The following is an 11,977-nucleotide window of genomic DNA, read 5'->3' as shown; positions in this document are numbered from 1 at the left end:
TGGAGAAATAGAGTCGGGGCATGCCGACGTTCGAGGATATTCAGCAGGCCGCCGATCAGCTCGAGGGCCGGATCCACCGCACCCCGGTCCTCACGTCGAGCGCGTTGGACGAGCGGTTCGGCGGGACGATCCTGCTGAAGGCCGAGTTGTTCCAGAAGACCGGTAGCTTCAAGGTCCGCGGGCTGCTCACCAAGCTGCTCCGGCTCAGCCCCGAGGAGCGCGAGCGCGGCGTCATCACGGTCTCGGCCGGGAACGCGGCCGGCGCGCTCGCCTGGGCGGCCCGGGACGCCGGGGTCCCGGCCACGGTGGTGATGGCGAAGACCGCCGTACCGGCGAAGATCGAGGCGGCGCGCGGGTACGGCGCCACCGTCGAGCTGGTAGAGGGCGACCTGATGGCGCAGTACGAGCGGATCCGCGACGAGCGGAAGCTGACCGGTGTGCACCCGTTCGACGACGAGGACGTGATCACCGGCCACGGCAGCCTCGGTCTGGAACTGCTCGCCGACCGTCCCGACATCGACACCGTGCTGGTCCCGGTCGGCGGCGGTGGACTCATCTCCGGCGTCGCCCTCGCGGTCAAGCTGGTCAAGCCGGCGATCCGGGTGATCGGCATCGAGCCCGAGCAGGCCGACGTGGTCAGCCGCAGCCTCGCGGCCGGCGAGCCGCAGAAGCTGCCGACCGCCCGTTCGATCGCCGACGGCCTGGCCGCGCCGGTCTGCGGCACGCGCAACTTCCCGATCATCCAGCAGTACGTCGACAGCGTCGTCCGCGTGCGTGAAGACGCGCTCCTGGAGGCCACCCAGCTGGTGATGTCGCGCACGAAGCTGGCGCTCGAGCCGGCCGCGGCCGCGCCGTTCGCCGCGCTGCTGGAAGGCAGCATTCAGCTCGACGGGACCACGGCATCGATCGTCAGCGGCGGCAACCTGGACGTGTCGAAGCTCAAGCTCTAGCCGGCACCAGACCGTCGGACTTGACCCCGTCACTCGGGTCGTCGATCACGTCACCCTGGCGGACCGGATCGTTCTCCGGCAGCAGGATGTCGCGCGCCACCACCAGCATCAGCCAGAGCGTCCCGGCCATCCGCAGGATCACCGCGAGCCAGTAGATCCGGTCCGGCTGCTCCGGGTTCCCGGGGGCGAGGAACTGGGCCAGATGCATCCAGACCAGCATCCAGTAGAAGCATTCGCAGGCCTGCCAGATCAGCCAGTCCCGCAGCCGCGGCCGGGCCAGCGCCACCAGCGGCAGCAGCCACAGCACGTACTGCGGTGAGTAGACCTTGTTGATCAGCAGGAACGCCGCCACGACCAGGAAGGCGAGCTGGGCGAATCGCGGCGGCCGCGGCGCCATCAGCCCGAGGATCGCGATCGACAGACAGAGCCCGGCGAAGATCACGATGTTCAGCTGGTTGACGTCGGCGACCTCGTGCTTGGCCAGTTTCAGCACGTACCAGATCGAGCCGTAGTCGCTTTCCCGCTGGTCGTTGAACGTCCAGAACGACATCCACTCGTTCTTGGCCAGCAGGTAGATCGGCGCGTTCACCAGGCCCCACGCGAAGATCGCGGCCACGGTCGCCTGGAACCACGGCCACAGCTTCCGGCCCCGGATGCACACGATCAGCAGCGGCCCGAGCAGCAGGAACGGGTAGAACTTGGCCGCCGTCCCCAGGCCGAGCAGGATGCCGAACCAGATCGGCCGGCCGCGCGACCAGGCGAACATCGCGCCGGCCGTCAGCGCGACCGCGAACAGGTCCCAGTTGATCGTCGACGTCAGGGCGAGCACCGGCGCGGCGGCGACGTACAGGGCGTCCAACGGCTGCCCACGGGCCGCGCCGGGGCGTGTCTCGACGCCGCGCGCGGTCGCGACGGTCAGGCCGACGATGAGCAGCGCGCACAGGAACAGCAACACGACGTTGACCACGAAGAAGACACCCGCGGTGTCGCGCTTCTCCTCGACGGTCAGATCCTGCTTCGGGTCGCCGGTGATCACCCAGGTGATCTGCGCCGCGACCTCCATGAACCCGCCGGTCAGCACCGGGTACTCCAGCACCGGGTAGTTGCCGGTGTCCAGGAACGGCCGGTTGCCCTCGGCGAACCCGCGCTCCTGGTACAGGAAGCCGATGTCGGAGTAGCACAGCGCCTTGAACGGCCGCCAGCTCTGCCGGTCCCAGCCCGCCTCCATGCACGGCGCCTTCTGCAGCACACCGAGCGCGAACGTGAGCGTACACACGGCGAGCGCGATCCGCAGCGGTGTCCACCAGGACGAGCTCAGCTTGGCGAACCGGCCCATCGGCCCACCGAGGCCCACGGTCAGGCCCGCAACGGACGGGTCGGCCTCCGCGGGGCTCAGCCGGTCCTTGGGGTCCTGGCTACGTGGTCCGGTCACGGGGGGCATCATCTCCTATCCGCTCGACCGACGACCAGGGAAGGTTACCCACCCCTCCCCAGCGTCGCCAGCAGCGCCGCGGCGCGCTCCGGATCCTCCCACCAGAACAGGTACCCGGCACCGTCGAACAGCTCCACCCGCGAGGCCTGCCACATCGCCAGTGCGAGCCGGTCGTCGGACACCGCCATGCCGTCGGCGAGCACCAACGCGGCTAGCAACCGCCGGGGCAAGGCGCCGCCAATCTTCACCGGGACGCCGTCCACCGTTACGTCGACAGGCCCCAGCACCCGGCATTCCAGCACGGGCCCAACGATAGCTACCGCCAGCGCCAAGCTCCCCGCAGCTCAGCTGGTCGTCCGGGCACCTTGCGATTCACCTGCAAGGGGGTGGACCGGAGCTCTGCCGGGCCTGCAGGTAGGGCGTCGAGTAGAGATGCGCGGCCGGCTCGGCTCCTTCGAGGAGGCCGAACAAGCGGGTCGCCACCTCGGCGCCGTACCCGACGACGTCGTGGCTCATCGCGGTCAGCGTCGGGTGCGTGATCCGGCAGAGCGCCGAGTCGTCCCAGGCGATCAGCGTGACGTCGTCCGGGCAGCGGACCCCGAGGTTGCCGAGCGTCGACAGGCCCGCGACCGCCATCAGGTCGTTGTCGTAGATGATCGCGGTCGGCGGCGTCTCCGCCGACATCAGCTGCCGGGTCGCGACCGCGCCCTGGTCGCCGGAGAAGTCCGTGTGCACGACCTCGGCGGCAATCCCGGTACGGCGCGTCGCCGCGGCGAACGCCTGGTCCCGGATCCAGACGTTCCCGTGGTCCGGCGGACCGGCGACTCGGGCGATGCGCTGGTGTCCCAGCTCGGCGACGTGGTCGACGGCTTGCGTCATGGCCGTCGTACTGTCCGTCCAGACGCAGGTCAGGCCGTCGGCCAGCGCGGGGTCGCCGACCAGGACCGTCGGCAGCTCGAGCTGCTTCAGCAACGGGATGCGCGGGTCGTCGGCCTTGACGTCGACCACGACGACACCGTCCACGCGCTTCTCCCGGGACCACTTCCGGTAGGCCGCGAGCTCTTCCTCGGTGCCCGGCACGGTCCGCAGCGCCAACGCGTACGAGCGCTCGCTGAGCACTCCCTCCAGCCCGCCGACGAAGGCCATGTAGAACGGCTCCTCGCTGAGCGTCTGCGCCGGCCGGGCCAGGATCAGCCCGAACGTCTCACTGCGCGCGACGGACAGCTGCCGGGCGACCGGATTCGGCACCCACTCCAGCTCCTCGGCGACTCTGAGCACCCTGGCCCGGGTCTCCTCGGACACGCCGGGCTGACCGTTCAGCGCGTACGAGACCGCCCCCTTCGACACCCCTGCCCGGCGGGCGATCTCCCGAATCGTCACCCGTGCCATCAGCACCTCCCTCGGGTCCCCGCCGGAGAATCTACCGGAAATGCTTTTCCCCGCCGTCGCCCGGCGGCTCCAGGGCGGCGAGCCAGGTGGTGAGCAGCCGCTCCAACTGCTTGGCGTCGTCCGGGTCGAGCGTGTCCAGCAGCCTTCGCTCGTTGGCCATGTGGGCGGTGAACGCCCGGTCGAACAACCGCCGCCCGGCCGGTGTCAGGCGGACAACCCGACCTCGGCCGTCGTCATCGCTCCGGCGCCGCTGCACCAGGCCGGCCTGCTCGAGCCGGTCCACCCGCTTGGTGACCGCGCCGGTCGTCACCATCGTGTGCAGCGCGATCTCACCGGGAGCCCGCTCGTACGGCGCCCCGGCCCGACGCAACGCCGCGAGTACGTCGAACTCCCCCTCGGACAGCCCGTACTTCGTGTAGAGCAGGGTCAGCTCGCCGGTCAGATGGTTCGCGATCCGGTGCAGCCGGCCGATCACACCCTGCGGGCCGGTGTCGACGTCCGGCCGCTCGATCGCCCACTCCGCCTGGATCCGCGCCACGTGGTCTTCGGTCACGACTCGCAGTATATCTTCCAGGGAAGATATAGTAGTTTCCATGGAAAATACCTTCCGCTGGGTACTCGTCACCGCGATCGCCCCGATCGCCTGGGGCACGAACTACTTCGTCACCCACGAGTACCTGCCGGCCGGCTACCCCCTGTACGGCGGAATCGTCCGCGCACTGCCCGCCGGACTGCTCCTGCTGTGCATCGCCCGCCGGCTCCCCCGCGGCGCGTGGTGGTGGCGATCGCTCCTGCTCGGCATCTGCAACATGGGCGCGTTCTTCGCACTCATCTACGTCGCAGCCCAATCGCTGCCGGTCAGCCTCGCCTCGACGATCATGTCCGCGTCGCCGCTCGCCATGGCCGGCTTCGCGTGGGCACTACTGGCCGAGCGCCCGACCATGCCGGTCCTCATCGGCGCAGCGGCCGGGATCGCCGGCGTCTACCTGATGCTCGGCGCCGGGGATTCCGAGGTCGACCTCCGCGGCGTCGCGGCCTCGCTTGCCGCGATGACGATGTCCTCCTGCGGCTACGTGCTGGCCAAGAAGTGGGGCGGCACCGGCAGCCCGCTGGCGACCACCTCCTGGCAGCTCATCGCCGGCGGCCTGGTGCTGATCCCGTTCGCAGTCGTGATCGAAGGTCCACCACCAGCCCTCGACGGACCGGCGTACGCCGCCTTCGCCTACGTCAGCCTGATCGCCACCGCGCTGGCCTTCACAGCCTGGTTCGTCGGCCTGCGCCACCTCACGACTGCGACGGTCGGGCTCATCGGCCTGCTCAACCCGCTCACCGGCGCACTGCTCGGCCTGACGCTGTCCGGTGACGTGCTCGCCTTCCCCCAGTGGCTCGGGATGGCGCTGGTCCTGCTCGGCATCACCTTCGCCCGCCCGCGACCGGTTGCCCCGAGGCGCTCTCCGAACCCCGCGCCCGCATCTTCCGCCTGACCCCGTAAGAGACTTGACACACAAGGTTTTCGACTCGACGCTGTTGGTTCAAGTCGAAGCGCTTCGACTGGTCAGACTGGGTCCACCACCAGGAGAAGGAGCTCTCACGATGGTCACGATCGCGGACGTCGCCCGGCATGCCGGGGTCGCGGCCAGCACGGTGTCCTACGTGCTCAGCGGGAAGCGGTCGATCTCGTCCGATACCCGCGACCGCGTGCAGCGCAGCGTCCGCGCGCTCGGCTACCGGCCGAACGCGAGTGCGCGCGCGCTCGCCAGCCAGCGGTCGAACGTGCTCGCGCTGGTGATCCCGCTGCGCACCGGCATGCACGTCCCGGTGATGATGCAGTTCGCGACGGCTGTGGTGACCGCGGCCCGTCGGTTCGACCACGACGTACTGCTGCTGACCGCCGACGAAGGGCCGGAGGGGCTCGAGCGGGTCGCGCAGAGCTCGCTCGTGGATGCGTTGGTCGTGATGGACGTCGAGTTGCACGACGAGCGGGTGCCGGTGCTGCGGGAGCTGCCGATGCCGTCGGTGCTGATCGGGTATCCGGCCGACGCCGACGGGCTGACCTGCATCGACCTCGACTTCGTTGCCGCAGGCGCCCATTGTGTCGACCACCTGGCCGATCTCGGGCACCGCTCGCTCGCCCTGCTCGGTACGCCGTCCGCCGTCTACGAACGGCAGACCGGCTTCGCGCAACGCACGCTCACCGGGTTCGCGGAGGCCGCCGAGCGGCGCGGCATCCTCGGGGTCGAGACACCCTGCGAGCACACCTTCGACGCGATCCTCGGCACGGTCGAGCAACTGCTAGACGACCACCCGGACATCACCGGACTGGTGGTGCAGAACGAGCCGATCATCGGCCCGCTGCTCGACGTGCTCCGCCGTCTCGGCCGCCGCGTCCCCGAGGACATGTCGCTGATGGCGATCTGCGCGGACGACGTCGCCGAGCGGCAGGTGCCGCAACTCTCGTCGGTCACCATCCCGGCCGAGCGGATCGGCGAGCAGGCGGTCGAGTCGCTGATCGCGAAGCTCGAGGGCAGCGCCGTCCCCGAGCTGACCCTGCTCCCGCCGAAGGTCATCGCCCGGGCCAGCACCTGCGAAGCGCCTCACGGCGACCGCACGACGGCGTAACCTCCAGCCGGCAACGACAACGTGCCCTCCACGCGAGCGCCGGAGATCAGCTCGACGCCATCACTGGGTACGTCGACCTGCGCCTCACCGTGGTTGAAGTAGAAGGTCCACGTGGTGCCGCCGGCGCGTCGCCGTACCGTCTCCACGGCTGACGGCGAGAGACCGTAGATGCCGGCGGCCGTCTCGAAGTCGATCGCGGTCGAGACGTACCAAGCCGTCCCGTCGCCGACTTCGCGGCGGGTGATCGCCGGCTTCCCGTCGAGCACTCCCCCGACGTACCGATCGACCACCTCGGCCGACACCGCCTCCACGTCCTCGCTCCACAACCGCCCGCGCCCACCCGACGACAACTGCACCTCACCGTCGGCCGGCAGCGGATGGAACTCCTCCACCCGCACCCCGAGCAACTCCCGGAACGCGCCCGGATACCCACCGAGCCGGACCTGGACGTCGGGGTCGACGATGCCGCTGAAGTACCCGACCACCAACTGCCCGCCGCCCTCGACGTACGCAGCGAGTGACGCGGCCGCCTCGTCGCTGATCAAGTACAGCGACGGCACCACGACTGTCTTGTACGACGACAGGTCCGCCGAAGGTGCCGCGAAGTCGACCGTCACCCCGGCACGCCAGAAGTGTCGATGCGCATCTTCCACGGCCGCGAGGTAATCCAGCGACGCCGACGGCAGATGCGTCCCCTGCATCGCCCACCAGCACTCGACGTCCCACAGGATCGCGACGTCGGCAACCACCGGAGCATCCGCCACCTCGGCGAGCGAAGGCAGCACCCCTCCCAACGCGGCGACCTCCTTGAACATCCGCGACGAAGGACCTGCATGCGGGACCAGAGCCGAGTGGTACATCTCCGCCCCACCCCGCGATGCTCGCCACTGGAAGAACAGCGCTCCCGTCGACCCGCGCGCGATGTGCGACAAACTGTGCCGCGCCATCCGCCCCGGCTCCTTCGGGTGCAGTCGCTGCCCGTCGTTCAACGCGCCCGCGGCCTGCTCCATCAGCAGCCACGGCTTCCCACCGGCCCACGACCGGGCGAGATCGGCGCCGAACGCGGTCTGCTCCTCGGCACCGAGGTCGGTCCGGCCGGGATAGTGGTCGATGGCAACGACATCGACCTCGTCCGCCCACTGCGCGTGGTTGACCGGCACCCAACCACCGAAGACGTAGTTGGTGGTGATCGGCAACGACGACAGCGCCCGGAGCTCGGCCTTCTGCTCGAGATACGCCGCCAGCAACTCGTCCGACCAGAACCGCCGGTAGTCCAGGTACTGCGTCGGATTCACCAGGTACTGCGTACGACGTGGCGGCTGCACGTCCTGCCAGTCGGCATACCCCTGACTCCAGAAGGCGCTCGTCCAGGCACCGTTCAACCGCTCGAGCGACCCGTACCGCTCACGCAGCCATGACCGGAACCGCTCGGCCGCCAACGAGCAGTAGCACGTAGTCCCGTACTCGTTGTGGACGTGCCACATCGCCAGCGCAGGATGGTCGTGATACCGCTCAGCCAACGCCCGCGCGATCCCGGCGGCCGCTGAGCGATACGCCGGTGCACAAGCGCAGTACGTGTCCCGACTGCCATGTGTCAGCCGTACGCCGTCGGCCGTCACCGGCAACGCCTCCGGGTGCAACCGGCTGAACCACGGCGGTGGTGACGCGGTCGGCGTGGCCAGGTCGACGCTCACGCCGGCGTCGTACAGCCGGTCGAGCACCCGGTCCAGCCAGCCGAACTCGTACGCCCCGGGCGTCGGCTCCAGACTCGACCAGGCGAAGACGCCGACGGTGACGAGGTTGACGCCGGCCTGACGCATCAGGTCGACGTCCTCCTTCCACACCGTCTCGTCCCACTGCTCCGGGTTGTAGTCGCCGCCGTACCACAGTCGCGTCATGCCCCTAGCCTTTCACCGCGCCGATGATGACGCCCTTGGTGAAGTGGCGTTGGATGAAGGGGTAGACCAGCAGGACCGGGACGATCGCGATCACCACGATCGCCATCTTGATCGCCAGGCCCGGCGCCGGCGCCAGGCCGAGGCCGACGCCACTGGCCACTCCGCCGGCGCCGGTGGGCAGTGCCTGCTGCTCGACGATGTAGGTCCGCAGCACCATCTGCAACGGCCACTTGTTGTTGTCGTTGAGGTACAGCAGCGCGTTGAAGAACGCGTTCCAGTAGCCGACGGCGTAGAACAGCCCGACCACTGCCACCACCGCCTTCGACAGCGGCATCACGATCCGGCGCAGGATCGCGAACTCACCCGCTCCGTCGATGCGCGCACTGTCGATCAGCTCGGCCGGGATCGCCATGAAGAACGCCCGCATCACGATCAGGTTGAACGCCGACACCGCGGTCGGCAGGATCAGCGACGCGTAGCTGTCGATCAGCCCGAGCGAGTTCACCAGCAGGTAGCTCGGGATGATCCCGGGCCCGAACAGGAACGTCAGCAACACGACGAACAGCAACGGCCGGTGGAACAACGACCCCGGCCGGGACAGTCCGTAGGCCGCCAGCACGGTGACCCACAGGCTGAACGCCGTACCGATCACCGTGATCAGCACACTGATCACCAGCGCCCGCGTGACCACGCCACCCGACAGCAGTTGCACGTACGCCGCGATCGTCAGGTCCCGGGGTACGACGACCAAACCGCCGGCCCGCGTCACCGCCTCGGTGCTCGACAGACTCGTCACGACCACGACGTACAGCGGAAACGCGACCGCCAACGCGATCAGGGCCAGCACCACCGGCTTGCCCACCCGGCCGACGACGGTCGGCTCTTCTTCCCAGACGGCTCTTGTCGTCATCGGCGCGAGTACACCCCCTGCTCGCCCACCAGGTGGGCGAATCGGTTGGCCACCAGGACCAGGACGAGGCCGACGACACCCTTGAACAGGCCGGCAGCGGCGCCGAACCCGAAGTCGCCGACCAGCAGGCCCTGGTAGTACACGTACGTATCGAGCACCTCGGCGGCATCCGCACCGACCGCGCTGCGCTGCAGGATGAACTGCTCGAAACCGACCGTCAGCGCGTCACCGAGGCGCAGGATGAGCAGCAGCACGATCACCGGCCGCAGTCCCGGCAGCGTGATGTGCCAGAGCCGGCGCCAGCGGTTCGCGCCATCGGCCGCGGCGGCCTCGTAGAGCGCCGGGTTGATCGTCGACAACGCGGCGAGAAACACGATCATCCCCCAGCCCGCGTCCTTCCAGACCGACTGCGCGGTGACCAGCAGGATGAACGTGTCCGGCCTGGTCATCAGGTCGACGGCCTGGTGCCCGTTCTCCCGCAGCGACTGCGCGAGCAGCCCGGCGCCGCCGATCATCTGCTGGAACAGCGACACGACCAGCACCCACGAGAAGAAGTGCGGGAGGTACACGATGCCCTGGATGACGTTGCGCAGCTTGCTCGACAGCAGGCTGTTCAGCAGCAACGCCAGCGCGATCGGAATCGGGAAGAAGAACACCAGCTGGACCGCGGTGATCGTCAGCGTGTTGGCCGCCGCCTGCCAGAAGGCCGGCTCGGAGAACATCCGGCTGAAGTTGGCGAAGCCGATGAACTCACTGCCCCGGATCCCGACGTACGGCGAGTAGTCCTGGAACGCGATCACGTTGCCCAGGGTCGGCAGGTAGTGGAAGACCGCGAGCAGCACGACCACGGGCAGCACCATCAGCAGCAACGGCCAGTCCCGCTGCCACCGGTGCCGCCAGCCGGCGCCGCCGGACGGGCCACGCCCCAGCCGCATCCCGCCCCGCCCCTTGCGCGCTCCGCCTCTCCGCTTCCCCGCCCGTCGCGCCGCCGCAGGCGGCGCGACGGGCGGGGTTTGTCCCAACTGCTTATCGACCGTTGTCACTGAGCACCTTCGCGTAGAAGTCCCGGCCCTCGTTGCCGCCGTTGGTCTGCCAGGCCTTGATCGCGGTCTTGAGCTCGCTGACCGGCCGGCGGCCGCGGAGGATGTCCTGCAGCGCGTCGTCGAACGGCTGGGCCAGTGCCGCCATCTTGGTCGGCTGCTCGACCCGGATCCCGTCGAACAGGCTCTTCTGCTGGACCTTCGCGGCCGCGTTCTGCCAGGCACTCATCGACTCGACGTAGCCCGGGTACTCGCTCTGGGTGATGGCTGTCGGCCGGCCGCCGAGGAAGATGTAGGTCTGCGACACCTCCTTCTGGCCCAGCGCGGTGAGCTTCGGGGCGCCGGAGGCCTGCTTGGTGTAGTGCTTGCCCTCCATCCCGTAGTTGTAGAGCTGGTACTCCTCGGTCCCGAACGGCGCGGCGGTGTAGTTCAGGACGCCGAGCAGCTCCTTGACCCGGGCCTCGCCGAGGCCCTTCTTGACGAAGGTGAAGATGCCGGCCGGGTCGCCGCCCCAGGTGATCGCTGCGCCGCCGTCGTGCGCGAACGGCAGCACCGGCTGCGGGTTGAACTTCGGGTTGATCGACAGCTGGCGCTGCAGCGCCTCGTGCCAGCCGCCCAGACCGTTCTGCCGGATCAGGATCTTGCCGCCCTCGAACAGCGGGTTCTGGTCCGCGCCGGCGTTGCCGACCACTTCCGGGTGCACGTAGCCGGCCTGGAACAGCTTCCGGGTGAAGGCCACCGCCTCCTCGTACTCCGGCGTCTCGATCTTGTTCACCAGCTTGCCGCCGGAGTCCTTGCGCCAGTCCGACGGTGCCCCGAACGCGCGGACCATCTCGTCGACAACCGACCCGAAGGCCCACCGGTTCGCCTTCGCGTCGGTGAGCTGCTTGCCCAGCGCCAGCACGTCGTCGGCGGTCTTCGGCGGCTCGGCGCCGAGTTCGTCGAACAGGTCCTTGCGGTAGAACAGCGCCCACGGGAAGCCGTCGGACGGGAACGGCACGGCCTTCAGCTGCGAGTTCCAGACGCCGTACGCCCAGGCCCGGGTCGGCAGGTTCGCCAGCATCGGGTACGCCGCCGCCTTGTCACCGGCCAGGTACGGCGTCAGGTCCTCGAACAGCTTGTCGGCGGCCTGGCCGAACCGGGTCAGCCCGGAGATGTTCCAGCCCGGGATGCAGAGCAGCTCCGGGACGTTGCCTGCGGCAAGGATCGGGCCGAGCTTGTCGCCGTAGTCGTTGCCGTTCAGGATGTTGAACCGGACCGGCGCACCGATCCGCTCGTTGTTCACGTCGTAGTAGCTGTTGTGGCCGAGCCCGGGCGGCGGCGGGCTCCACAGCGGGGTCATCGCGGAGACCTCCTTGCCGCTGGTGACCGCCTTGTCCGCGACGGCCCGCTTCAGCTCGGCCGGGTACCTCGTGTAGCCGGGCGCGGCGCCGTTCTCCCCCGGCAGGTCGGGCTGGACCGACTCGTACGCGATGTACTTCGGCAGCAGCCCCGACAGCTTGTCCTCGGTCTCGGCACGGCCGCCGGCCGACGCACCGGAACTGCCCTCCGAGCAACCGGCCAGCGTGACGCCGCCGGCGGCCGCCGCGGCGCCTGCGCCGAGCAACGAGATGAACGTCCGGCGGCTGGCTCCGCCACCTACTGGTCCGGTCACGGTTGATCCCCTAGGATTAGTTGGGCTGGTAGCCAAACAAATTATCCCAAGCGCGACAGCACGACAAGGTGTAGAACTGAGCCAT

General features: G+C 69.1%; 11 protein-coding genes. 3 read left to right on the top strand and 8 right to left on the bottom strand.

Features of this window, described 5'->3' with window-relative positions:
- Positions 1-20 precede the first annotated feature (20 nt).
- A complete protein-coding gene (locus ACIBGM_RS00460; RefSeq protein WP_396383996.1) occupies positions 21-950 on the top strand; it encodes a threonine/serine dehydratase in 930 nt (309 codons plus the stop codon).
- On the opposite strand, the gene ACIBGM_RS00455 is transcribed toward ACIBGM_RS00460, so the two are convergent.
- The 4 genes from ACIBGM_RS00455 to ACIBGM_RS00440 all read right to left on the bottom strand — a co-directional run bounded on the left by ACIBGM_RS00455 (position 940) and on the right by ACIBGM_RS00440 (position 4,324).
- A complete protein-coding gene (locus ACIBGM_RS00455) occupies positions 940-2,391 on the bottom strand; it encodes a glycosyltransferase family 87 protein (protein WP_396384482.1) in 1,452 nt (483 codons plus the stop codon). The genes ACIBGM_RS00460 and ACIBGM_RS00455 overlap by 11 nt on opposite strands.
- 35 nt (positions 2,392-2,426) lie before the next feature.
- Positions 2,427-2,684 carry a hypothetical protein gene (locus ACIBGM_RS00450; protein WP_396383995.1) on the bottom strand — a complete coding sequence of 86 codons (258 nt, stop codon included), beginning with the start codon at positions 2,682-2,684 and terminating at the stop codon, positions 2,427-2,429.
- Positions 2,685-2,754: 70 nt separating this feature from the next.
- On the bottom strand, positions 2,755-3,771 hold the full coding sequence (locus tag ACIBGM_RS00445) for a LacI family DNA-binding transcriptional regulator (protein WP_396383994.1): 1,017 nt from the start codon (positions 3,769-3,771) through the stop codon (positions 2,755-2,757).
- Between the two features lie 31 nt (positions 3,772-3,802).
- Entirely contained in the window at positions 3,803-4,324 is a 522-nt protein-coding gene (locus ACIBGM_RS00440; RefSeq protein ID WP_396383993.1) for a MarR family winged helix-turn-helix transcriptional regulator, read from the bottom strand.
- A gap of 40 nt (positions 4,325-4,364) precedes the next feature.
- On the opposite strand from ACIBGM_RS00440, the gene ACIBGM_RS00435 reads away from it, so the two are divergent.
- Positions 4,365-5,255 carry an EamA family transporter gene (locus ACIBGM_RS00435; RefSeq protein WP_396383992.1) on the top strand — a complete coding sequence of 297 codons (891 nt, stop codon included), beginning with the start codon at positions 4,365-4,367 and terminating at the stop codon, positions 5,253-5,255.
- A 109-nt stretch (positions 5,256-5,364) separates the two neighbouring features.
- On the top strand, positions 5,365-6,390 hold the full coding sequence (locus ACIBGM_RS00430) for a LacI family DNA-binding transcriptional regulator (protein WP_396383991.1): 1,026 nt from the start codon (positions 5,365-5,367) through the stop codon (positions 6,388-6,390).
- Here the strand turns inward: ACIBGM_RS00430 and ACIBGM_RS00425 are convergent.
- The 4 genes from ACIBGM_RS00425 to ACIBGM_RS00410 form a co-directional block, all read right to left on the bottom strand.
- Positions 6,366-8,288 (bottom strand): beta-galactosidase, encoded by a 1,923-nt coding sequence (locus ACIBGM_RS00425; protein ID WP_396383990.1) that lies wholly within the window; start codon positions 8,286-8,288, stop codon positions 6,366-6,368. The two genes, ACIBGM_RS00430 and ACIBGM_RS00425, sit on opposite strands and share 25 nt — an antisense overlap.
- A 4-nt stretch (positions 8,289-8,292) precedes the next feature.
- Positions 8,293-9,198: a carbohydrate ABC transporter permease gene (locus tag ACIBGM_RS00420; RefSeq protein WP_360530117.1), complete on the bottom strand. Its 906-nt coding sequence runs from the start codon at positions 9,196-9,198 to the stop codon at positions 8,293-8,295.
- A complete protein-coding gene (locus ACIBGM_RS00415; protein WP_396383989.1) occupies positions 9,195-10,133 on the bottom strand; it encodes an ABC transporter permease in 939 nt (312 codons plus the stop codon). The genes ACIBGM_RS00420 and ACIBGM_RS00415 overlap by 4 nt, the downstream gene beginning before the upstream one ends.
- A 91-nt stretch (positions 10,134-10,224) precedes the next feature.
- On the bottom strand, positions 10,225-11,892 hold the full coding sequence (locus tag ACIBGM_RS00410) for an ABC transporter substrate-binding protein (RefSeq protein ID WP_360528587.1): 1,668 nt from the start codon (positions 11,890-11,892) through the stop codon (positions 10,225-10,227).
- Between the last annotated feature and the right edge of the window lie 85 nt (positions 11,893-11,977).

Origin of the sequence: Kribbella sp. NPDC050470 (genome assembly GCF_044458365.1) — a bacterium.
In the GTDB taxonomy this organism is placed as follows: domain Bacteria; phylum Actinomycetota; class Actinomycetes; order Propionibacteriales; family Kribbellaceae; genus Kribbella.
The sequence above is the reverse complement of the archived record's forward strand: the minus strand, read 5'-3'. Positions and strand labels throughout refer to the sequence as shown.

Bases quoted from the DNA above. Each gene is read 5' to 3' on its own strand.
- ACIBGM_RS00460 (WP_396383996.1), top strand. From the start codon at position 21: ATGCCGACGTTCGAGGATATTCAGCAGGCCGCCGATCAGCTCGAGGGC.
- ACIBGM_RS00455 (WP_396384482.1), bottom strand. From the start codon at position 2,391: ATGCCCCCCGTGACCGGACCACGTAGCCAGGACCCCAAGGACCGGCTG.
- ACIBGM_RS00445 (WP_396383994.1), bottom strand. From the start codon at position 3,771: ATGGCACGGGTGACGATTCGGGAGATCGCCCGCCGGGCAGGGGTGTCG.
- ACIBGM_RS00435 (WP_396383992.1), top strand. From the start codon at position 4,365: ATGGAAAATACCTTCCGCTGGGTACTCGTCACCGCGATCGCCCCGATC.
- ACIBGM_RS00430 (WP_396383991.1), top strand. From the start codon at position 5,365: ATGGTCACGATCGCGGACGTCGCCCGGCATGCCGGGGTCGCGGCCAGC.
- ACIBGM_RS00425 (WP_396383990.1), bottom strand. From the start codon at position 8,288: ATGACGCGACTGTGGTACGGCGGCGACTACAACCCGGAGCAGTGGGAC.
- ACIBGM_RS00420 (WP_360530117.1), bottom strand. From the start codon at position 9,198: ATGACGACAAGAGCCGTCTGGGAAGAAGAGCCGACCGTCGTCGGCCGG.
- ACIBGM_RS00415 (WP_396383989.1), bottom strand. From the start codon at position 10,133: ATGCGGCTGGGGCGTGGCCCGTCCGGCGGCGCCGGCTGGCGGCACCGG.